Genomic DNA, 22,683 nt, shown 5'->3' with positions numbered 1-22,683 from the left:
ATGGTTTTTTTAATGTATGGCTGACGCGAGGGAGACGGAAGATGTTCCGTCTCTACGCTATTCGCTTCGCAAACTCTTCACCGGGTTCATCAGGGCGGCTTTGATGCTCTGGAAGCTCACCGTCAGCAGGGCAATGCCCACCGCCAGCAGACCCGCCAGCACGAACATCCACCACGAAATGTCGATCTTGTAGGCAAAACCTTGTAGCCAACGATTCATGGCATACCAGGCTAAAGGTGATGCAATCATGATGGCGATCAGCACTAATTTCAAAAACTCTTTTGAGAGCAAGGCTACGATGCTGATTACGCTGGCTCCCAGCACTTTTCGAACACCAATTTCTTTGGTGCGCTGTTCGGCAGTGAACGTGACGAGGCCAAAGAGACCGAGGCAGGCAATGAAAATGGCTAAGGCCGTGAAGATCAGGAGTAGATTATTTTGGTTCTGCTCATTGGTGTATTGTCGGGCAAAATTCTGGTCCAGAAACTGGTAGTCGAATACCCCGCCCGGTTCAAACTGCTCATATGTTTTCTGGATGAATGCTAACGCGGCTTCCGTTTGGCCCGCCCTTATTCTGATATACACGTTGTCCTGCTCGTCGGCAGAGGGGGGCATCTGCAAAGCCAGCGGTTCAATTTTGTGTTGTAGCGAATGGGTATGGAAGTCCTTCACTATGCCCACTACCCGGCGTTCGGCCTGCGTACCCTTGTCATCGACGTAGAACTTTACCCGTTTGCCAATTGGGTCTTTCCAGCCCAGTTCCTTCACCAACGTTTCATTGACCAGAATGGCATTATAGCGGTCGGCGGGGATGGTATTCGAAAAACTCCGGCCCTCCACTAAGCCAATTTCCATCGTTTTCAAGAAGTCGCCGTCTACCATGATGCTGTGGATGATTTTAGACGACGTTGTCATTTTACCGTCAATCTCAAAATAATAGCCACCCCCGCCTAAGTTGTTCGTACCGATAGGATTGCTCGCTACTGCAACGTCCTCAATGAGCGGGCTTTGTAGCAGTTTGGCTTTAAGGACCGGAATTTTAGTGCGCGTTTCATCGTCGTGCAGATGGAAGGTCAGCACCTGGTCTTTGTTGAAACCAAGCGATTTATTCATCGCGAACTGCAATTGCTGGTAGATGATGCCCGACGCGGCTATGAGCGCGACCGTAATGGCGAACTGAAACGTAACGAGTGACTTCCGAAACATAATCGTCGCCAATTGACTGCCCATCTGGCCGCGCAGGGCCGCTACGGTGCGCGACCCCGACAAAAACAGTGCCGGATACGTACCGCTCAACAGGCTCGTTATCACGGCAAATCCGACCAAAATTAGCATACTATATCCTGTCCCGAATCGCCACATAGATAGTTCTTTGCCCGTAAGCTGATTGAAGAAAGGCATCAGCGCGTAGGCCAGCCCAACGCCCAACGTAGTGGCCAATACTGTCAGCAGTGATGTTTCAATCAGAAAAAGCCCTGCCAGTTGGCCCCGCCCTGACCCCACTGCCTTCCGAACGCCCACCTCGCGCAACCGGATGGACGAGCGGGCTGTGGCTAAATTGATGTAGTTGATCCCGGCCAGCAACAAAATCAAACCCGCAATAATGGCAAATACCGATACCGTGCGGTAGCTGCCGTTGGGGCTTAATTCATAATCCAGGTTGGAACGCAGGTGAATAAACGTGAGCGGTTGTAGGCTCATCTCATAGGCAACATTCCCCACTTCGGGCTTGATGTACCGCTCGAAGAAAGCCGGGAATTTAGCTTCTACTTTTTTCGGGTCAGCCCCTTCCTGCAAGAGTAGGTACGTGTGTAGATTGAATTGCTGCCATCCGCTCGTGAAACCCGTCGAGAAGGAACGCAGGGCACTGAACCGGGCGTGCGAATTGGCGGGCATGTCGCTGATAATTCCTGTTACCACATTCGGAAAGTTGTTCTCAAACAGTACAGTTTTACTCATAGCACTGGCTACATCGCCAAACAGGCGGGCAGCCAATGTTTGCGTAAGAACAATTGAATGAGGCTTGCTGAGGGCCATGTTGGGGTCGCCGTGCAGAAACGAATAACTGAACACCTGAAACAGATTCTGGTCGGCAAAGGCGATGTCTTCGGCCTCAACTTTGGTAGTACCGTACTGAATGATTCCCCCGCCTTCAGGCAGTATACGCACGGCCTGTTCAATCTCGGGGTACGTCTGTTTGAGCGTCGGCGCGTAGGGAGCCGAGGTGGGCGCGAGGTTCATGCTGCCGCCTTCCCACGTTGCCCGATGAACCACTCGATAGATACGGTCGGCGCGTTTGTGGTAACGGTCGTAGCTGAGTTCGTCGGCTACGTAGAGCGTAATGAGCAGGCAAGCTGCCAGCCCCACCGCCAGGCCAACAACGTTGATACCGCTATAAACACGGTTTTTCCAAAGACTACGAAAAGCGATTTTGAAATAGTTTCGGAACATGGTTGTAGGGGATTGCCGTGTAGAGACGGAAGATGTTCCGTCTCCACGCCGGATGGTTTTTTAATGTATGGCTGACGCAGGTGTATGGCTGACGCGAGGGAGACGGAACATCTTCCGTCTCTACGCTATTCACTCCGCAAACTTTTCACCGGGTTCATCAGGGCGGCTTTGATGCTCTGGAAGCTCACCGTCAGCAGGGCGATACCTACCGCCAGCACTCCCGCCAGGGCGAACACCCACCACTCAATATCAATACGATACGCAAAATCGGCTAACCAGCGGTTCATAGCATACCAGGCTAAGGGCGAAGCAATCAGGATAGACACCCCTACCAATTTCAGGAAATCTTTGGAGAGCAGGGCTACGATGCTGGCAACGCTGGCCCCCAGTACTTTACGGATGCCAATTTCTTTGGTGCGCTGTTCGGCAGTGAACGCGGCCAGCCCGAACAGGCCCAGACACGAAATCAGCACGGCCAGCCCTGAAAAATAGAGTACGATGCGCCCGGTGCGCTGTTCACGCTGGTACTGCTGGTCCAATTCCTGATCGACAAAGCCGTAGTGTAACGGACTTTCTTTTTCGTATTGTTTGTAAAGCTGTTCGATATGGCGTAGTACGGTGGCCGTTTGTCCAGGGCGGGTTTTCACCAAAAGCTGGAAGTACGGATTGTCGGGCGCGTAGCGGAAAATGAACGGCTGAATCGGGACGTTTAGTGGGCGGAAATGAAAATCGCGCACTACGCCAACAATCGGGCCGACTTTACCCCAGAATTTTACCCGCTTGCCAATAGCCGACTCTACGGTGTAGCCCATGCGCCGGGCCGCTGTTTCGTTGATCAGGTAGGTTTGATTGGTATCCGTAGCGGCTTTGGGCCTGAAGTTGCTCCCCCGCGCTACTTTCATGCCCACCGTCTTTGTGAAATCGGGGTCGATGTTCATTTGGGTGATGAAAAAGTCAGTCCTGACGCGCTCGATCCGGCCCTGCCGCCCTTCCCACTCAATGTCCGATTCATTCGCTACGTCGACCAGCGTTGCTGTGGTGGCCGCAGCCGATTCGATGCCTGACTGCCGCAACAGTTCCTGCTTAAACTCAGCCGCTTTGAATCGCAGCGCACCAGCCATCCTAGCATACAACAATTGCGATTTATCGAATCCGAGGTCTTTCTGTTGAATATAAACCAACTGCCTGTAAATCAAAACACTGCTTATAATTAGTATAAGAGACAAGGCGAATTGCCCCACGACCAGCACCTGCCGGAAGGTGACGCCCGCCCGCACCGTGATAGCTCCTTTTAACACGGTAGCGGGCTGAAAGGACGAGAGCAGAAACGCCGGATAGGCACCGGCCAACAGGCCAATCAAACCAGTCAGCAACACCAGCGCAACCCAGAATGAGAGCCGGCTTACGTCCAGCGTCAGCGTTTTGCCGGTCAGGTCGTTAAAGAGCGGCATCAGCCCACTTGCCAGTAGCAGAGCCAGGCCAACGGCTATGCCCGTCAGCAAAAATGACTCGCCCAGAAACTGGAAAATCAGATGCCGCCGATGGGCACCAATCGTTTTGCGAACGCCCACCTCACGGGCGCGTTGCATCGAACGGGCTGTGGCTAAGTTGATGAAGTTGACGCAGGCAATCAGCAGCACAATCAGCCCGACGGTAGCAAACAGCCGAACGTAGAAAATGCTGCCACGCTGCCCCCAGTCGGTGTTGAAGGCAAAATCAGAATATAGATGAATGTCGGTGAGCGGTTGTGGACTGAGCGTGTTTTTGCTCGTAGGGTTATTTCGGACGTACAGGGCTGTTAGCTTCTGACCAAAGTCGGCCCGGTCGCCCGACCAGTTGGGGCGCATCCGCACGTAGGTATGGTAGCTATTCCAGTCCCAGCTATAACTCGACTTATCGAGTTCTACGTTTTTGAACGACAGCAGTACATCGAATCGCAGGTGGGTATTGGTGGGCAGATCGCGCAGTACGCCCACTACCCGGTAGTCGCGCTCGTTGTTAAGTCGCAACGTAGCTCCGATTACCTTCGGATTTTGTTGCCAGTTAGCCCCGAAATAACGCCGGGCGGCTGTCTCGGTCAGCACCAGTTCGTCGGGGCGGGTCAGGGCTGTGGCGGGGTTGCCCTTTAAAAATGGGAAATTGAAGAGTTGAAGTAAGCCGTTATCCGCGAAGAACAGACTTTTCTCTTCATAAACTTGTCTGCCATACCGCAGCAAACCATTCCAGCGACCAATCCGCCCGGCTTCGACCACGTCGGGCATGGTGGCCTTGAGCGACGGTGCCAACGGGCCGGGTGTTGCGGCTACGTCATACACACCGTCGGGTTGCTGCTGCCGTTCGACCACCCGAAAAATCCGCGACGCGTCGCGGTAATGCCGGTCGTAACTCCATTCGTCATACACATAGAGTGCAATAAGCAGACAGCAGGCCGTACTCAGGGCCAGCCCGCCCAGATTGAGCAGGCTATACAGCGGGTTCCGCCAGAGATTCCGAACGGCGATTTTGAGGTAGTTCTGGAGCATAGCTTTCCGTAAGGAGCCGAATTAATTCGGTCCCTTACGGAAGGTGAGCAAACAACCTGCCAACCTCGAAAAAGGCGTTCTGTCGCAGTTGCCGAATGATAATGGAAAAGGAAGCGTCCGAAATCGTACAGTAAATGTCCGGGGATGGACGCACGGCAATGCCTGAAAACAGCAACGCCCCCGGCTTTCACCAGCGGGCGTTGCGCCTGATAAACTAATCTGCTCTTTACGCTTTCTTGCCTTTTTTACCTTTCAGCGCAGGCATGGCGGGCAGTTTGCTGGTGTATTCAGCAATACTCTTTTCGATGCCGTCTTTGAAGAACGGGAAGGCTGCGTCGTTCGAGGTTTGGCCGAGCGAGAGAGCTTTCTGCGCTACGGGCAGGGCTTCGGTGAACTTACCCATCTTACCCAGCAACTGCGCTTTCACGAACAGGTTGCGGAACGTTTCTTTAGCCGCAATAGCCTTGTCGATCATGCCCAGCGACTGTTCGAGATTACGACCTTTCGAGAGGTTGTAGCTGGCAGCGGCCTGTAAAACAGCCGCGTCGTCGGGTTTTTCGGCTACGGCTTTGTCAACATTGGCGGCTGCATTGGCAGCGGTATTTACGGCTAAGTTGGCCGTGGCTTTGTAGTTGGCCCACATAAAACTCATCGTGGCTGTGCTGTCGGTCAGGTCGCCGAAACCGATGGTGAACGTTTCCGCTTTCTCATTGGTCTCGGTGGGTTGAATCGATACGCGCAGGGCGTCTTCTTCCTGTTTGTACGACTGCTCCGATACGCTGGTGTTCTTGTTGAAAATCAGCGTCCAGTCGTTCTCGGTCGGAATCGACATAATAGCATATGTGCCAGCGGGCAGCGTTTTGCCATTTACCATCAGGTCGGTGGTAGTGGTGAACGCCGTGGCCTGATTGGCACCTGTACGCCACACTTTGCCGAGCGGTACAAAAGCATCGGTGAACGGCGTGCGGCCTTTCAGACTCGGGCGCGAGTATTTTACGGTCAGGTCGGTAGTACCAACGGTCTGCATGATGGTAGCCGCCGGGCTGGGTGAGGGGAGTTTAATCTGGGCGGTAGCCAACTGAGCTACTAAGCACAGCGTGACGCCACTAAGTACGAGCTTACGCATGGTTTTTGTTTTTGAATTGTGATTCGACCGCGAAATTGCGCCTTTTACCCCATAAAAACCAACGCTTTTTATGCATCGACTGCCCCTGCTGACCTTACTCCGTCAGCACACACCCGCCGATACCCACGAACGCGCCATGACCGAGGCAACCATTGCCTTCGTAGAAAAGCACCCCGACTGTTTTGAGCGGTCGTTGCTGATTGGTCACGTTACCGGCTCGGCCTTTATTGTCAGCCCCGACTACGCGCAGATGCTACTCATTCATCACCGCAAACTCGACCGGTGGCTGCAACCCGGCGGTCATGCCGATGGCGACCCCGACGTAGCCGCCGTAGCTCTTCGCGAAGCGCAGGAAGAAACCGGACTGACTCAGTTGCAGTTCGCCAGCCAGCAGATTTTCGATGTTGACGTACACACGATTCCGGCGCGGGGTGACGTGCCCGAACATTTGCACTATGACGTGCGTTTTTTGTTTGTTTCTAATACAAGAGAAAAATTTGGCTTTTCTACAGAAATTAAAAATATCCGATGGTTTTCTCTTGATGAAGCCGATTTCTATACCAACGATTCTGCTTTTTCCCGAATACGGAGTAAAATATATGCAAAACTATAAACATAGTAGTACTTTTTTGTGTTTTTATATTTGGTAAGTGTACTATACATTTGCCCAACAACAAAACCACAGTAAAGGCCATGAAAAAATCAATCTTCACCTTAGCCGTGCTATGTTTACTGGCACTGACAAGCTGTACGATGGCTCAGGATAACAAGCGAAACGATCATACCTATTCGACCGCCAACTACAAGCATGCCAACAAAGCAGCTACAGCCCGGCAGTGGGAAGCCAACAAAGGCGTGGCCGTACAACAGCCAAAACCGGGCGATGCCAGCGTGGCTAACTACAAGCGGCAAACTCCGGCCCAACAACCTGCTGGTGGCGTCACTGTAGAGCATACACCCTCGACCGACGTGGCCGAGCGTAACTATAAAATGCAGCGTCCGGCGCAGTCGGCTACTAACAATGCCGCTATCGCCGGTAAGCGCAAAGGCAAGATGGTTGAAACAACGATTGGTGACTAACCAATCGTTGTGGTCCCGTCGAAAAGCCATCCCAGCCGGGGTGGCTTTTTTATGTCTGCCGATCTTTATCAAACAATACGCTATTCATTCTGTTGGGTTAGTAGTACCAAACTCAACAGAATTATGAATCGCTTTCAGGGAAAACGAGTTATTATTACCGGTGGATCGGGCGGAATTGGAAAGACCACGGCCAAACTTTTTTTGGAAGAAGGCGCAACAGTATTACTCGTTGACCTTGACGAAGAGAAACTTCAGGCGGTTGCCAACGAACTCGGCGACCGCGCTCACTACGCAAAAGCCGATGTAACAAAGGCCGACGAAGTAGAGGCATATGCCAAAGCAGCCGCCGATAAAATGGGTGGTGTAGACATATTTTTCAATAATGCGGGTATCGAAGGTATTGTGAAGCCACTCGTCGATTATCCCGAAGATATCTTTCAGAAAGTACTGTCTGTCAATGTACTGGGTGTATGGCTGGGCCTGAAATACGTAATGCCGATTATGAAACAGGGCGGGGGTGGCAGTGTTATCATCACGTCATCGGTGGCGGGTCTGCGCGGCACTCCCAACGTATCGGCCTATGTCACCAGCAAACACGCCGTAGTCGGCCTGATGAAGGTTGCTGCTTTGGAAGGAGCCGCCGATAACATTCGGGTCAATACCGTACACCCCTCGCCGGTCGATAATCGAATGATGCGCTCGCTCGAAGAAGGCTTTGCACCGGGTGGGGCGGCTCAGGCTAAGGAGCAGTTTGCCAAAGCTATTCCGCTTCAACGCTACGCCGAGGAAACCGACGTATCGAAGTTAGTTTTGTTTCTCGCTTCAGATGATGCATCGTTTTTGACAGGTGGTCAGTTTACAGTCGATGGCGGTCAGACAGCCGCATAAGAAAGGAAATGTTCTTCGATGAGGTGTGTCATCGTTTCAGATGGTGATGTAGCTTTTCACCCGTTCACTGAACAATATCGTCAACTGCTGAAGCGTAGCCGCCCAATTTTGAAAAGCCTATGCCGACCTCGAAGCGCGGCTGGAAGAAACCAGGAAACTGGCGCAAAGCAGCAGTGCTGACGTTAGCGGAGTCGTGGCTGGAATTTTAAAGAACAGGCCGCCGAAGCCCTGAAACTTACGGCCCGAGACATGAAAACGGCCCGACTCATCGATGGCATCGTTGACGAACCTCTCGGCGGAGCACACAACGACCACGTGGCAATGGCTCACCAACTCAAGACCGTTATTCTCGATACCCTCGCCGAACTCAACGCCCTGACGCCGGAAGAGCGCATCAATCAGCGCATCGAGAAGTTTTGCGATATGGGCGTTGTCCTCGAATAAGCTTGGCTTGTGTCGGGAAAATTCAGCCATTCTTTCCGAAATACCGTTTGGAGCGCAGTAGACTGCATTCCAAACGGTATACAGTTGTCTGCTGTATCGCTTCAACCAATGTGGGGTGTTCTTTGCTAAGTTAGGATAATATAGCTATTCGTTGACAGCTTTTGGGGGTTGTGGCAGGTGGGTGAGGACTCATCGGCTGGAATATCTTCCAGTGTAAATTGCTGACGTTGAGTTACTTACGAATGTTCAATAATTTCTGTCAGATCCACTTGTCACAAACCTATGTTGGCGGTAGGTGTTATGTTCGCTTGATACTGTTTTTATCATTTTAGTCCGAGTAAAAAGTTTCTCATGTAAGGCATAAAAACTGGAAATAAGAATGAAAAAGGTTTCATGCTACCTCGCATTACCCTACCAATAAAATGCTGTCCGCCTACTACTTCGGTAAGTTGCCCTAACACTCCAACCGTAGTTTGTACTCTTTTACGTCTAATAGTTGAAAACTCTTTCTCTCTGTTTTGGTGAAAAAGCTCTGAGAAAATGTAACTATCCTCAATGCACATATTCATGCCCTTTCCGCCCAAAGGCGAATGAATATGTGCCGCATCACCAATGATGTGTACATTGCCAACACTATAATTTTGAGCTACCTTTTCACTAATAGTAAAGTTTGTTTCCCAACTTGTTTTTCCAATTTTAGTGTCTTTTGGTAAATAGTTGAGTACGTCTTTTAAATTTCCACCAACTCGCCAAACTCCGTCACGAATATGTAACATAAGCATAGCACCGTCTCTATAAAAGCGATAATGTCCTTCTTTGTGCGAAATAGGGGTTTCTAATTCGATGTCGTACAAAGTATATTCGGTAGGGTGTTCCCAACCTTTCATTTCTACACCAATTTCTTGTCTGACTTTGCTTTTATTTCCGTCCGCCCCAATAACAATTCCGTCTGTTTGAAGGCTAAAATTTGTGTCATTATTGATATTTTTGAATTCCAAGTTCATTGAAGTTCTGTCATTCGATATTTTCAAAAGTTCAACGTTTCTTTCAATTTTAATGCCTTTTTCGCTCAAATAGTCCTCTAATATTTGTTCAGTTTCAAACTGAGGCTGAATAACCATAAAAGGGTAGGGGTGTCTTACTTTTGAAAATTGGTTTTTATATATTAAATCGTCATTGTACCAAAAGTTCATGCAATCTAATCTCCAACCATTATTTATGAATCTTTTTGTAAGTCCATATTTCTCAAAAAGTTGAAGCGTTACAGGATTTATGCCGATTGCTTTTGTTATTTTTACTCTATCTCTTTTCTCAAATATCCTTGGTTTATAGCCCAACGACTCCAAAAATAATCCTGCCGAAAGTCCTGTCGAACCTGCACCAATAATTGTTATATCTCTGTCCACAAATTTAAATTAAAATGGTTGTCAAGATGCTTAATGTTGTCCAAAGGTGTGATTTTTACACTTGCCATCAACGGTTTGGGGCTTTGCGTTCGGGCGGTATTTCGGAGCAAAAAGTTCCATTTTATTACTAAAGTTGATTAGAAGCACAAAGCTTCAAGTTTGCACATCAGCCCGCCTGACACAAAACACATGTTGGCAGCAGCCTTATTTTTAGTCCTCATTTTTCAAGTTGTTTGACTGTAACACAACTAGAAAGTTCTCTTCTTGCTTGGTGTTATTGTTAATATATTTGTCAATTAGATAATTGATAGTGATTAAAATAAGCCTTTCATCATTAGGAATGATGTATAATTTGTCTGAGATAAATTCAAACTCAAATCCAGTATCATTGTTCTCTTCCTCCTTGTCTGGAACAAGAATAGAAATCTCAACTTCATTTGACTCGGTGAAAGGAACAAATTTCAAAACAAAATAGTCGTCAGCAGAAATATCTGAAACGAAATAGGGTCTGTTTTTAAATTTCCCCCTGCCTTTTAAGATTATTACCCCTTCAACAGTAATATCAATATCAGGGTTGTCGCCAACCTTTTTTGAAAAATTTTTTCGTCCAATTCGTTTGAGTATTTTTTTTTTAACTTTATGACTGTCATCGTCTGCTTTACAATTTGAATGATTGGGCGTTTTCCACTTCCCGACCATAAGATGTAGCATAGGATTGTTTGCCATAGTTTAATTTTTGTTTAATAGTCAACGCTTAATTCTGCCTTCAATAGTTGCCATCAACTCCTAAATAGACGCGTACTTTGACTTTTGCGGTCTTTCTCAAAAATTCGCTAAACAAGTTTTATTTTTTAGTAAATATCTGATTGTTAATTAGTTAACATCTTGAAAATTTGCGTAAAATACAAAAATACGCATTTCGCAAATCGTCCCGTCAGCAACATAACATTACGTTGCTGACGGGACGATTTAAACGCATTTACATCGCTTCTACCACGGCCCGAACTTTGTCGGCGGCTTCTTTCAGCAGCACTGCCGACTGCACCTTCAGGCCCGACTCGTCGATGATGCGGGCACCTTCTTCGGCGTTGGTGCCCTGTAAGCGCACGATGATTGGCACCGGAATATCGCCGATAGCTTTGTAGGCTTCTACAACGCCCGTTGCCACGCGGTCGCAGCGAACGATACCGCCGAAAATATTGATCAGAATAGCTTTAACGTTCGGGTCTTTCAGGATGATTCGGAACCCGGCTTCAACGGTTTTGGCATTGGCACCACCGCCCACGTCGAGGAAGTTGGCCGGTTCGCCACCCGACAGTTTGATGATGTCCATCGTTGCCATCGCCAGTCCGGCTCCGTTCACCATACAGCCCACATTACCATCGAGTTTCACGTAGTTGAGGTCGTTGGCCGAGGCTTCTACTTCGAGCGGGTCTTCTTCGCTCAGGTCGCGCAGGTTGGCGAGGTCGGGATGGCGATAGAGTGCGTTGTCGTCTAAATTTACCTTCGCGTCAACGGCCAGAATCTTGTTATCCGACGTTTTCAGCACCGGGTTGATCTCGAACATCGACGCATCGGTATCCACATACGCCTTGTAGAGCGAGGTCACGAACTTCACCATTTCTTTGAAAGCTTCACCCTCCAACCCCAGACCAAACGCAATTTTGCGTGCCTGAAACGGCTGTAGACCAACGGCGGGGTCGATCCACTCTTTAACGATTTTTTCGGGCGTTTTTTCGGCCACTTCTTCAATGTCCATACCGCCTTCGGTGCTCGCCATAATTACGTTGCAGGCTTTCGAGCGGTCGAGCAGAATGCCGAGGTACATCTCTTTGGGCTCCGATGCGCCGGGGTAGAACACATCCTGGGCAACTAATATTTTGTTTACTTTTTTGCCTTCGGGACCCGTTTGGTGCGTAACCAATACGTTGCCAATCAGGTTAATAGCAATAGTCCGTACATCATCGACCGACTTTGCCAGGGCCACACCCCGTTGTTCGGAGCCAACGATTTTACCTTTACCCCGGCCACCCGCATGAATCTGTGATTTTACTACCACGAACTTTGAGCCAGTTTGTGCCATAATCTGTTTGGCGGCTTCAACGGCTTTTTCGGGCGATTCGGCTACAATGCCTTCCTGAATCCGAACGCCGTACTTCTTGAGAATGTCTTTACCCTGATACTCGTGTATGTTCATGGCAACTATAACAAGGAGTGTTGAAAATCGTAATTTTGGCGGCAAGTTAATACGAAGTGATGAGTGATGAGCGATGAACGATGAGTTTTTAGCCAACTCAAGCCACTCATCACTCATCATTCATCACTCATTACTCAAAAATGCCGCTGTTACACGCTTCTGATTTGCGCCGGAATTACGGTAATTTATCTGTTCTAAAAGGGATTAATCTGACCATCGAACCCGGCGAAGTGGTGTCGATTGTAGGGGCGTCGGGCGCGGGAAAAACCACGCTGCTGCACATTCTGGGTACGCTCGACCGGCCCGACACGGGTAGCCTTCAGATTGCCAATCAGGACGTGTTTATTTTGACCGACAACCAGTTGGCTCGTTTCCGCAACGAACGTATCGGGTTTGTTTTTCAATTCAACAACCTGCTACCCGAGTTTACGGCACTGGAGAACGTGTGTTTGCCGGGTTTCATTGCGGGCAAAGATGAACGCACTGTACGGCAACGGGCCGAATCGCTTTTAACTACGCTGGGGCTGCGTGAGCGGCTCGGTAATCTGCCCTCGCAGCTATCGGGGGGCGAACAACAGCGTGTGGCGGTGGCGCGGGCACTTATCAACGAACCGGCAATTGTATTTGCCGACGAACCGAGTGGTAACTTAGATTCGCGAAATGCGGAAGAATTACATCAGTTATTTTTTCGATTACGGGATGAACTTGGGCAGACGTTCATTATTGTGACGCATAACGAGGCACTCGCAGCCCTTGCCGACCGGACCGTTACAATCCGCGATGGTGTGATAGAGTAAGTATATATACTCAAAATAATTTAGAAAAAATTATTTGTAAATAGCTAATCGTCAGGGTATTAGCCTGTTTAATAAAATTTTTTGTTGCGATAGAATCTTTTTTTGCGAATTTTGTTCTATACTTGTGTCGAAAAGAAAAGTTTTTCATAACGTTGAGTAAATCAGAAAGCCAAGAGGGTGTCTCGCTTGGCTTTTTTGTTTTAACGCAACTATCTCTACCTTAGGGTTAATCTGCTATGCCGCCCTGCGCGGCTTTTTCTATTTTTCAACATACTCTTCGCGCAACAGACCGTACAGGTTCAGGTCTACATAGTCGTCGTCTACGCGCGAGGCCCGGCGCAACGTACCTTCGCAAACAAACCCCACCGATTCATACAACGACTTAGCCCGGTCGTTAAATGCCCGAACGTCGAGCCATAGCCGGTTGGCTTTTAGTATTTTAAACGTGTACTGCGCCAGTTCGTGCAGGGCGGCTCGTCCGTAGCCATTTCCTTTCGCCTGTATCACAATTCGCTTTAGCAGCACAGCATTGTCGGGATTCTGCAAATCATAGAGCAGGCAGTGGCCTACACGTTCGCCGTTTGCCATGAATACGAAGCATTGGTAATTGGGATCGGCGAGGGCGTTACGGTATTGCTCGGCTGTCCATTGACCAACAAACCGTCGATTGTCGGGGTGATTTTCGGCATCAATGGCAAAGGCAACGTCGGCCTCAGTGAGGGGTTGGAGAGTTAGGGGCATAGTATGTGAAGATAGCCTGATCGGCCTGCTTATTGATTCAACCAATTCCTGAACTCGTCGGCGCGTTCACGACTTACGAACAGGTCGTCGGGGATGGGTGGCTGCAAATCTACTTTCAAACGACCGTTAAAGTGCTTATGAATGGTGACGATGCTGGTCAGGTTGATAATATACTGCCGATTGGCGCGAAAAAACTGATTCGGGTTTAGCTGTTCGGCGAGTTCTTCGAGGGTTTCGGTTAGCGGATACCATTTGCCATCGGGACATACCAGCCGGGTAATTTTGTTTTCTGAGTAAAAATAGGCCACCTCGCTGGCTGGAATTGTGCGGTAGGTATCGCGATAGCTAATCAGAAATCGTTGCCTATACGTTCGCTGCGATTGATTCAGCGCCTGCCAAAGCTGCTGATAGTCAACGGAGGGCGATTGGGATTGTGTCAATTTCCTGAACTTTGCCAAAGCCGCCTGTAATTCCGTTGCCACAATGGGTTTGAGCAAATAATCGAGCGAGTTCAGCTTGAACGCCTGAATGGCATATTCGTCGTAGGCAGTGGTAAAAATAATGGGGCAACGCGGCTCAACCTGCCTGAAAACAGCAAAACTCAACCCATCGGAAAGCTGTATATCGCTCAAAATCAGATCAGGATGGGGTTGGGTTTGCAGATGCATTACGGCAGCGGCTACACTACCCAGCGCGGGGCCAATCTGTAAGGTTGGGTCGATGTCGAGCAGGAGCCGGGTGAGTCGACGGGCGGCTGCCTGTTCATCTTCAATGAGTAGTACGGTCATAGGAGAAGCGGCAGTTGTACAGAAAATTCGGTCTCCGTTTTATGAACAAGAGGCCGTTGTTGACCCAGCAGCCGGTAACGGTTATCAATATTTTTCAGGCCAATTCCTGATGGCTCCAGGTCGGTCAGATGAACGCCATTGGCAGGTTTCGGCTGGCGATTGTTACGAACCGTCAGCCTGTCGGGTTCGGTACTTTCTATCTGAATATGCAACGGCTTCGATGCTGTGAAACTGTTATGTTTTACAGCGTTCTCGAGCAGCAGTTGCAGGGTCAGGGGCGGCAGTTTCCGGTCATGCCAGGCGTCGGGTACGTCGATGTCGGCGTGAAAGCCTTTGCCAAAACGTTTTTCGAGCAGATACAAATACGACTGCGCTAATCGCAACTCCTGCGCCAGCGTCACGAGCGGTTGTTCCTGCTGTTGCAGAACGGCCCGGTACACCATCGACAGGTTGGTAACGAAGTCGGCGGCCTGCTCGGGCGTTTCTTCGACCACGTTCAGCAGCGTGTTCAGATTGTTGAACAGAAAATGCGGATCGAGCTGGCTTCGCAGGGCTTGCAACTGAGCTTCTGCCGATTCGCGCCGGAGTCGTTCGGCTTCGAGCGTGGTTGTTCGCCATCGGCCAAAAAAGTACTCTCCCGTATGAATTGCATTGATAAACAGGGCCATCAGGCTACCGAATACAATCGTTTGCCGGATACTGAGCAGATCGGTTTCGGTGTATTGATAGGCCGGGTCTTCGAGCCAGGTAATGCCCAACACCAACAGCCAGATCAGGACAATGCTGGCAACGGTCAGCGTTACGAGCTGAACCAGCGCACGCCATGCGGGGTGGTTTTCCCACGAGATAAGCCGATTGAGTTCTTCGATAATCCAGAAACTGGTTTCCGACAGTAGAAAGGCACCGAACAGCGCGGCCACGATGTCGAGGCAATAGGTTTGCCAGGCGTCGTCGCCGTGATAATGGGCATCCTGCTCAAACGAACGGGGGTCGATATAATAGACGGTCAGGTACAGCAGCAGCCCCAGCAACGGCGTTCCCACCAAGCGAAACCATTTGTTGAAGGGTGTTGCCATTGTCGGTATGCGGTCAGAACGTGTACAAAACCTGTGTCAGCAGCGTTAGGCCAAACGCCGGATTATGCGTTCGGTAGCCGCCAAACCGCCCCAGGTCATAGGCGTATTGCGGCTGTACGACAACGCTATATTGTTTGTTGATACGATAGATGGCTCCGGCACCAGCCATAACGTGAAAATACGGGCCTTTGTCGCTCTGAAGCCGGAGCCGCTGCGTAGGCTGGTCGGTTCGGGTAACGATGTTCCGGCCCATCAAGGGCCAATCGGCAAAGAAACCAAGCGAAAAATAGGGTGATAGCTGCTTTTGCGACGACTGAAAATTTAACACTACCGGAATCCGAATTATCCGATTCTGTATCCGGGTAGTACCGTCGTTACCGGGGCGGGTTTGTCGCAGTGTTGTTTGCTGAAACCAGGCTCCCGATACTACCGACCAGCCGGGCGCATACTCGTAATGGGCGGTCAGGCCCGTAGTGAAACCGGGCGTCCAGCGATTACCGACCACAAAAACGGGTTCAACAATCTGGCCGTCGCTTTCAGGAAACAGGTATTGTGGTCGATAAGCAATATGCCGATAGGTGGGCGACAGTGTAGCCGCTACGGACAACTTGCCTAACTTACTTTGTCCGTTGACTGAAACATTACCCAGAACGGCCAAACCTATCCACAGGCATAATTTTCGACTCATAACGCAGGTTGTCTTTTTTGCGAATATCGCTCGAAAGATAAGCCTAACAACGCTATTGGGCTGTTAACTTCGCCCGAAAATTATCCCTTCCACCCTGCGCTTATGCTCTTTCTGGTGCTCAGTATTCTGTTGTCGGTTGCGTTGCTATTGAATTTCAGGCTATTTCCGCGCTTTGGCGTCAACACCTTTCAGGCCATTGTTGTCAACTATTTAGTCTGTTTCCTGACGGGCTACGCGCTGCTTCCTGCCGGTCAATCGTTCAGTATTGACTTCTCCGCTACGTGGACGTGGCTGGCGTTGGGGCTGGGCGTTGGGTTTATAGTAACGTTTCTGCTATCTGGAGCCAGTACGCAGCGCATAGGCATCACGGCTACGTCGCTGGCTAATAATCTGTCGCTTGTTATTCCAGTCAGTTTCAGCCTGTTTGTATTCGGTTCGGCGGGTCGCCCGTTCGACGCGCTCAACTACGCCGGATTAGTACTGGCGGTGGTGGCCGTAGGCTTGAGTACATATAAAAAGGAGCAGGGGGTGGGGGATAAAGGCGTAAGGGCGGGGGCCGACGTGCTGTTGCCGGTGGCGGTGTTTGTGCTCTACGGGGCCACCAACGCCATGATTAATTACATGAACCTGCGCTATATTCCGTCGGCAGACAAAACCATTCAGGTGACGCTGACGATGGTGCTGGGGGCCATCGTAACGGGCCTGCTCATGCTGGCGATCCGGCTCGTGCGTGGGCAGGAGACGTTTCAGGCCAAAAGTCTGGTGGCGGCTGTAACGCTGGGCATTCCGAACTTTCTAAGCTTCTATACCCTGCTGCTGGCTCTGTCGGCCTACGGCGGCAACGGCGCGTTTGTCTATCCCATTTACAACATCGGCGTCATTTTACTGGCCGCGCTGGTAGCCGCACTGTTTTTTCAGGAAAAGCTGTCAACCGCCAACAAAATCGGCCTGGCGTTGGCGGTAGTGGCAATTGGCCTAATTTCGTGGCAGGAGTTGGTGTAATGATGGAACACGGATTAAGCGGATGCTACGGATTTACGCAGATAATCGCTACGCCACCTTACACGTTACGCCCTCCATCGCTTCCAACGCCCGCAGGAAGGTGTTTCCCGGAGATACCTTCAGCGTTCGTGACTGCAAACTAACCTGAATATTTTCCTGAGGATCCACCACGTTCAGCGAGAGTGTACACTGACCGGGGTGTGCGCTGACCAACTCGTTGAGCCGGGCCACCAACTGCGCGTTCAGGGCGTCGAGGGTGAGCGATACGCGGATTTCCTTGCACATTTTCTCCCGCATCTCGTTCAGCAGCCGGATCGACGAGGCTTTGAATTCCAGTTGGTCGGAACTCCATTTGTTTTGCGTTTTGCCCGTAATGTGCAAAAACCGACCCGTTTCAACGTACTGCCCCATCCGCACGTAATCATCGCCGAAGAGAGCAATTTCCATTGACCCTTCGTAGTCTTCCAGCACAAATTTCATCCACGGATTCCCGTTTTTCGATACCCGCTGCTCTGCCGACGACACAATACCCCCAATCTTGATTTCAGGCTGTTTGCTTTCCAGTACCTTGTTCAACGCACAGTTGCAGAATGCATCCATTTCAAGCCGGAACTCATCGAGCGGGTGGCCGGTGATGTAGAAACCAACCACTTCTTTCTCGTACTTCAACTTCTCGATCTGATTCCATTCCGGCACGGTCGGGGCTTTGGGGCGCGGAATCATGGGATCGCCACCAGCCCCGCCAAACAGCGATTGTTGCGCGGCTGCCTTCTCAGTATGGTAATTGTTGGCGTAGCGGATGATTTTCTCCAGAAACGGGCTGTTCTCGGTCGGTGGCACGTCGAAATACTGCGCCCGGTGGTACTCGTCAATAGAATCGAACGCACCGGCGTAGGCCAGCGATTCCCACGTTTTTTTGTTTACCGTCCGTAAATTAACCCGGATGGCGAAGTCAAAAATATCCTGATAAGGGCCACCCGCTTTGCGCTCCTCGATAATGGCTTCTACAGCCGCATCGCCCGCTCCTTTGATACCGCCCAGCCCAAACCGGATTTCACCTTTTTTATTTACGCCGAATACGCGCTCCGATTCGTTCACGTCCGGCCCCAGAACGGGCAGGCCGAGGTTCTTACATTCTTCCAGGAAGAACGTAATTTTTTCGATGTTACCGAGGCAGCTTGTCAATACGGCGGCCATGTACTCCGACGTGTAATGCGCTTTGAGCCAGGCGGTTTGGTAAGCTACGAAGGCGTAGCAGGTCGAGTGGCTTTTGTTGAAGGCGTAGCTGGCGAAGGCTTCCCAGTCGGTCCAGACTTTTTCGCAGATTTTCAGGTTCAGGCCGTTGGCTGCGCAGCCGTCCATGAACTTGCCCTTCATTTTGTCGAGCACGTCTTTCTGCTTTTTCCCCATTGCTTTCCGCAGCACGTCGGCATCCCCTTTGGTGAAGTTGCCGAGCTTCTGCGACAGCAGCATCAACTGCTCCTGATAGACCGTAATGCCGTAGGTATCAGCCAGATACTCTTCCATTTCGGGCAGGTCGTATTTGACTTCTTCGCGGCCATGTTTGCGGTTGATGTAGTTCGGAATGTAGGCGATTGGGCCGGGTCGGTAGAGGGCGTTCATGGCAATGAGGTCCTCGAAGCGGTCGGGCTTGAGGTCCTTCATGTGCTTTTTCATGCCGTCGGATTCGAACTGGAAAATGGCGTTCGTTTCGCCCCGCTGAAACAGTTCGTAGGCTTTTGAATCATCGAGCGGAATACCGTCGATGTCGATCTCAATGTCGTGATTTTGCTTGATGAGCCGCAGGCATTCTTTGATGATGGTGAGGTTACGCAGCCCCAGAAAATCCATCTTGATAACGCCCGCATCTTCAATTACTTTGCCCTCATACTGCGTGATAATCAGGTTGGTATCTTTCGAGGTCGATACCGGTACGATGTTGCTCAGATCGTCGGGGGCAATAATAATCCCGGCGGCATGAACGCCCGTGTTACGCACCGTACCTTCGAGCCGACGCGCCTGTTGCAGCACGTTCTGCACCTTTGCGGTGTCGATGAGCTTCATGGTACGCCCCACGCTCTGATCGCCCGCTTCGAGTGCCCGCATCCGCTTTACGTTCTCCACCTCCTCGGGTTGAATGAGGTTAGCCAGCCCGCCCGGCCCGTCGATGGGGTCCTCAAAAATGCGCTTGAGGGTCATGTTGTAGGTCGGCTTGTCGGGAACGAGCTTGGCGAGCGCGTTGGCATCGTTGAGCGGCAAATCCATCACCCGCGACACGTCTTTAATGGCCGACTTGGCCGCCATCGTACCATACGTAACAATGGCCGCTACCTGCTGCTTGCCGTATTTATCGACCACATAATCAATCACTTTCTGACGGCCTTCGTCGTCAAAATCCGTATCGATATCGGGCATCGACTTCCGGTCGGGGTTCAAAAACCGCTCGAACAGCAAGTCGTACTTGATGGGGTCGATGTTGGTAATGCCGATGCAATACGCCACCGCTGAGCCTGCCGCCGAACCACGCCCCGGCCCCACCATCACGCCGAGGTCGCGCCCGGCCTGGATAAAGTCGGCCACGATAAGAAAGTAGCCCGCGAAGCCCATCGTTTTGATGGTAAACAATTCAAAATCAAGCCGTTCCTGCACATGGCTTTCAATTTCGCCATAGCGTTTGCGGGCACCTTCGTAGGTCAGGTGTTTGAGGTATTCCCACTGGTTCAACACGTTGTCGTCGTGTACCTGAAACGCCTGCGGAATGGGGAAGTTGGGCAGCAGAATATCGCGTTTCAGCTTCAGCGTTTCTACCTTATCGACAATCTCGTTGGTGTTGTCGATAGCTTCGGGCATGTCGTGAAACAGCGTACTCATCTCCTGCGTGTTCTTGAAATAGAACTGATCGGAGAAGAACGCGAACCGCGTATTTTTGGGCATGGCCTCGTCGTCGCTGAACTCCTTCATCGACGGGGTACTTTGCTTTTCACCCGTGTTAACGCATAGCAGAATATCGTGCGCCACCCAGTCGTCGCGGTCAACGTAGTGCGAATCGTTCGACGCAATTATTTTGACGTTGTACTTCCGGGCAAACTTCACCAGCACCTCGTTGGCCTTGATCTGATCGGGGATTTCGTGGCGTTGCAGTTCCACGTAATAATCCTCGCCGAACCGGTCGAGCCACCATTTGAACTCGGCTTCGCCCGCTTCTTCGCCTTTTTTGAGAATCGTTTTCGGCACAATGGCTCCGATGCAGCAGGTCGTGGCAATCAGCCCCTCTTTGTACTGGTCGATAAGGGCTTTCGTGACGCGGGGGTACTTTCCATACAGCCCTTCCATGTAACCCAGCGAACAGAGTTTTGCCAGGTTTTTGTAGCCCTGCGGATTCTTTGCCAGCAACAACTGGTGGTAGCGAATATCTTTCTGTTCTTTGGTGAACTGCTTGCGGGTATGGTCGTCCACGACGTAGAACTCACAACCGACAATGGGCTTGATTCCCTGTTTGCTGGCTTCGGCCACAAACTCGAATACGCCGAACATATTGCCGTGGTCGGTGATGGCAACGGCGGGCATGTTGTCGGCTTTGGCCTTTTTAATCAGCTTCTTAATATCGGCCTGCCCGTCGAGCAGCGAGTATTGGGTATGGCAGTGGAGGTGTGAGAATTGCATCAACTATATACGTCTTTACGGTTGCCAATTTTGACAACCTCAATGATTAACTCCTGATCTTCAACTCAGTAGACAACCCGGTAATCGCCCACACGAATGCTGTATAAATCTGTGTGGCCTTTTAGCTTTTTGCAATTAGTCGGACGTGGGTCTGAAGCTAAGGCATTTACGGATGTCTGTATTCGCCGGATTATGACAACGGGTAGCTTTGAAAGTTCTTTGCTTGCCGACTGTGAAATGATAATACGATACTCAGCCATTCTGCTTTTCGGCTACTATCCGCTCCACGGCTTCGTTGAAATCTTCTTTTGGTTCGGCTTTGCGGGCTTCGGCTTCCAGACCGTCGAGAAAATCTTCCAGTGCTTCACCGTAAGTCTGAATATCAATGACTACTGCCGTCCGTTGCCCGTTGTCATCGGTTAAATAATGAATGCCTCTCATATCTGTAGCGGATTAGCTTCTGTAAATTTGATAAAAAACGGCGAATCTGAGATGGTTTATCCCGACTTTACGCTGACAAATATTCACGATAATTCCAGGTAAAAAGGAAACGAAAAGGCTTATTTCCTGATGGTGACCCGGTTGCGCCGGGTGCGTGTCTCAATTAACCGATGGATTACAGAACACGTTCGGGACAGAATACAAAATAGCCTTGTCGTATGGCTGACGCAAGGGATACGCAAAGGATTGATGGCTGACGCGCGAGAGACGCAACGGGTTGATGGCTGACGCAGGGGAGACGCAAAGGGTTGCGTCTCTCTCGCGTCAGCCATTTTATATGCTCTCGGTAGATCTACAATACTATAATCTTTGCCTGTTTTACGGCTCAACTCGCTATGAAGCTACGACTGCTCAGCAGCTACGTGCTGTTGCTACTGGTGTTAAATGCTTGTCAAAAACCAGATGACAACGCTACGGCGACCTGCCAGCCGCCAACTGCACTGACTGCCCTCGGCCCGTGCGAAAGCGGCATTGGAACAACGTTACTGGTTGCTTCTGGTTTCACGGACGCCCCGAATTCGCAGTTCGTGTTTCAGCTATATCCACAATCTGATACATTGTCTGCCGATGTTTCTATAAAAAGAAATAAATGGGGTACGGTATCAGCCAATCGCGAGCGGACATTCGTTCTCGATTCGGTATTGCGAACTGCACCTAAATTTTTTGTGAAGCTAACAATGACGTGTAATGGTATCCCGCTGGCAACTTCTGCATTCGCGTTTATCAAGCGTCCGGCGCGAGCAGACGATTACGAAAATTGCTACAGGTGGATACCGCAAAAATTGTAACAGACCGGAAGGCGACAGTACTGTGAGAGGTCTCATAGTTTTTGCCGTGCCCAAACGTAACACGAAGTGGTGGACGGTCGTCTGACGAACGCAAAATAGACTGGTCCGCTCTGCTGCTTGGGAATGAATGGGCAATTGAGCAATACACCAACGATAAACTTGGGGGCATCTTTCAGCGCACTTTCGGGAATGATAATGCGCTCGTTCGACGCATTGCCGTAGGTGGTGCGGCCCGGCGAGACATCGTTCGACAGCGTGTCTTTCTGCACAAAGATTTGATACTCAAATTGTACGCCAGTAGCCGGTTGGTGGCCTGACGCAATCAGCAATGCGCCGGGGTAATTGCTTTCGCAGGGAGACTGGGCAATGAGATTTGCGGGTGGCTGGCAAGTTAATTCCTCATTATCAACAACCGTTTTTTTACAGTCGCTGACTGCCATGATTAAAAGCAATCCGGCTGCCCAGAATTGAATCGTTTTCATATCGTTGTGTGTAACGCTAATGCGTCAATCAAAGCAAAGCGTA

At 50.5% G+C, this 22,683-nt stretch carries 20 protein-coding genes and 1 pseudogene; 7 read left to right on the top strand and 14 right to left on the bottom strand.

Annotated features, from left to right (window positions below; genetic code table 11):
* Nucleotides 1-57 precede the first annotated feature (57 nt).
* The 3 genes from AWR27_RS08920 to AWR27_RS08910 form a co-directional block, all read right to left on the bottom strand.
* The gene (locus tag AWR27_RS08920) at nt 58-2,451 is read right to left on the bottom strand and encodes an ABC transporter permease (protein ID WP_077130852.1); all 2,394 of its coding nucleotides are present in this window, start codon (nt 2,449-2,451) and stop codon (nt 58-60) included.
* Nucleotides 2,452-2,576: 125 nt separating this feature from the next.
* Complete coding sequence (locus AWR27_RS08915; RefSeq protein WP_077130851.1) at nt 2,577-4,973, bottom strand: ABC transporter permease; 2,397 nt, start codon at nt 4,971-4,973, stop codon at nt 2,577-2,579.
* Nucleotides 4,974-5,199: 226 nt separating this feature from the next.
* Entirely contained in the window at nt 5,200-6,099 is a 900-nt protein-coding gene (locus tag AWR27_RS08910) for a DUF2911 domain-containing protein (protein ID WP_077130850.1), read from the bottom strand.
* 70 nt (nt 6,100-6,169) lie between these two features.
* Here AWR27_RS08910 and AWR27_RS08905 point away from each other — a divergent pair, with 70 nt between their 5' ends.
* The 4 genes and pseudogenes from AWR27_RS08905 to AWR27_RS08890 all read left to right on the top strand — a co-directional run.
* On the top strand, nt 6,170-6,712 hold the full coding sequence (locus AWR27_RS08905; RefSeq protein WP_077130849.1) for an NUDIX hydrolase: 543 nt from the start codon (nt 6,170-6,172) through the stop codon (nt 6,710-6,712).
* Between the two features lie 80 nt (nt 6,713-6,792).
* On the top strand, nt 6,793-7,179 hold the full coding sequence (locus tag AWR27_RS08900; RefSeq protein WP_077130848.1) for a hypothetical protein: 387 nt from the start codon (nt 6,793-6,795) through the stop codon (nt 7,177-7,179).
* A 123-nt stretch (nt 7,180-7,302) separates the two neighbouring features.
* Complete coding sequence (locus AWR27_RS08895; RefSeq protein ID WP_077130847.1) at nt 7,303-8,067, top strand: SDR family NAD(P)-dependent oxidoreductase; 765 nt, start codon at nt 7,303-7,305, stop codon at nt 8,065-8,067.
* Nucleotides 8,068-8,259: 192 nt separating this feature from the next.
* Nucleotides 8,260-8,511 (top strand): annotated as a pseudogene (locus tag AWR27_RS08890) (acetyl-CoA carboxylase carboxyl transferase subunit alpha); the annotation flags it as partial.
* Nucleotides 8,512-8,834: 323 nt separating this feature from the next.
* On the opposite strand, the gene AWR27_RS08885 reads toward AWR27_RS08890, so the two are convergent.
* The 3 genes from AWR27_RS08885 to sucC form a co-directional block, all read right to left on the bottom strand.
* Nucleotides 8,835-9,917: an FAD-dependent oxidoreductase gene (locus AWR27_RS08885; RefSeq protein ID WP_077130845.1), complete on the bottom strand. Its 1,083-nt coding sequence runs from the start codon at nt 9,915-9,917 to the stop codon at nt 8,835-8,837.
* A 210-nt stretch (nt 9,918-10,127) separates the two neighbouring features.
* Nucleotides 10,128-10,643 carry a hypothetical protein gene (locus AWR27_RS08880; RefSeq protein ID WP_077130844.1) on the bottom strand — a complete coding sequence of 172 codons (516 nt, stop codon included), beginning with the start codon at nt 10,641-10,643 and terminating at the stop codon, nt 10,128-10,130.
* Between the two features lie 253 nt (nt 10,644-10,896).
* The gene (gene sucC / locus AWR27_RS08875; protein ID WP_077130843.1) at nt 10,897-12,114 is read right to left on the bottom strand and encodes an ADP-forming succinate--CoA ligase subunit beta; all 1,218 of its coding nucleotides are present in this window, start codon (nt 12,112-12,114) and stop codon (nt 10,897-10,899) included.
* Between the two features lie 140 nt (nt 12,115-12,254).
* Between sucC and AWR27_RS08870 the strand changes: the two genes are divergently transcribed.
* Nucleotides 12,255-12,911, top strand: a complete 657-nt coding sequence (locus tag AWR27_RS08870; protein ID WP_077130842.1) for an ABC transporter ATP-binding protein — start codon at nt 12,255-12,257, stop codon at nt 12,909-12,911.
* A 258-nt stretch (nt 12,912-13,169) separates the two neighbouring features.
* Here AWR27_RS08870 and AWR27_RS08865 read toward each other — a convergent pair whose 3' ends face one another.
* Genes AWR27_RS08865 through AWR27_RS08850 form a run of 4 tightly spaced genes read right to left on the bottom strand, consistent with a single transcriptional unit; the run spans nt 13,170 to nt 16,204 of the window.
* Complete coding sequence (locus tag AWR27_RS08865; RefSeq protein ID WP_077130841.1) at nt 13,170-13,652, bottom strand: GNAT family N-acetyltransferase; 483 nt, start codon at nt 13,650-13,652, stop codon at nt 13,170-13,172.
* A 29-nt stretch (nt 13,653-13,681) separates the two neighbouring features.
* Entirely contained in the window at nt 13,682-14,440 is a 759-nt protein-coding gene (locus tag AWR27_RS08860) for a LytR/AlgR family response regulator transcription factor (protein ID WP_077130840.1), read from the bottom strand.
* Nucleotides 14,437-15,516, bottom strand: coding sequence for a sensor histidine kinase (locus AWR27_RS08855; protein ID WP_077130839.1), 1,080 nt, complete (start codon nt 15,514-15,516; stop codon nt 14,437-14,439). Before AWR27_RS08855 ends, AWR27_RS08860 begins: the two co-directional genes overlap by 4 nt.
* A gap of 13 nt (nt 15,517-15,529) precedes the next feature.
* Nucleotides 15,530-16,204: a porin family protein gene (locus AWR27_RS08850; protein WP_077130838.1), complete on the bottom strand. Its 675-nt coding sequence runs from the start codon at nt 16,202-16,204 to the stop codon at nt 15,530-15,532.
* A 102-nt stretch (nt 16,205-16,306) separates the two neighbouring features.
* Here AWR27_RS08850 and AWR27_RS08845 point away from each other — a divergent pair, with 102 nt between their 5' ends.
* A complete protein-coding gene (locus AWR27_RS08845) occupies nt 16,307-17,206 on the top strand; it encodes a hypothetical protein (RefSeq protein WP_077130837.1) in 900 nt (299 codons plus the stop codon).
* A gap of 48 nt (nt 17,207-17,254) precedes the next feature.
* On the opposite strand, the gene dnaE is transcribed toward AWR27_RS08845, so the two are convergent.
* The 3 genes from dnaE to AWR27_RS08830 all read right to left on the bottom strand — a co-directional run bounded on the left by dnaE (nt 17,255) and on the right by AWR27_RS08830 (nt 21,310).
* Nucleotides 17,255-20,869 carry a DNA polymerase III subunit alpha gene (gene dnaE, locus AWR27_RS08840; RefSeq protein WP_077130836.1) on the bottom strand — a complete coding sequence of 1,205 codons (3,615 nt, stop codon included), beginning with the start codon at nt 20,867-20,869 and terminating at the stop codon, nt 17,255-17,257.
* Between the two features lie 65 nt (nt 20,870-20,934).
* A complete protein-coding gene (locus tag AWR27_RS26110; protein WP_198045118.1) occupies nt 20,935-21,129 on the bottom strand; it encodes a type II toxin-antitoxin system RelE family toxin in 195 nt (64 codons plus the stop codon).
* Nucleotides 21,122-21,310, bottom strand: coding sequence for a hypothetical protein (locus tag AWR27_RS08830; RefSeq protein WP_077130835.1), 189 nt, complete (start codon nt 21,308-21,310; stop codon nt 21,122-21,124). Before AWR27_RS08830 ends, AWR27_RS26110 begins: the two co-directional genes overlap by 8 nt.
* A 395-nt stretch (nt 21,311-21,705) precedes the next feature.
* Between AWR27_RS08830 and AWR27_RS08825 the strand changes: the two genes are divergently transcribed.
* Complete coding sequence (locus AWR27_RS08825; RefSeq protein ID WP_077130834.1) at nt 21,706-22,158, top strand: hypothetical protein; 453 nt, start codon at nt 21,706-21,708, stop codon at nt 22,156-22,158.
* A 32-nt stretch (nt 22,159-22,190) separates the two neighbouring features.
* Here the strand turns inward: AWR27_RS08825 and AWR27_RS08820 are convergent, their stop codons facing one another.
* Entirely contained in the window at nt 22,191-22,640 is a 450-nt protein-coding gene (locus tag AWR27_RS08820) for a hypothetical protein (protein WP_077130833.1), read from the bottom strand.
* Between the last annotated feature and the right edge of the window lie 43 nt (nt 22,641-22,683).

It is taken from the genome of Spirosoma montaniterrae, from assembly GCF_001988955.1.
Taxonomy (GTDB): domain Bacteria; phylum Bacteroidota; class Bacteroidia; order Cytophagales; family Spirosomataceae; genus Spirosoma; species Spirosoma montaniterrae.
This window is presented reverse-complemented; position numbering and strand designations above follow the sequence as displayed.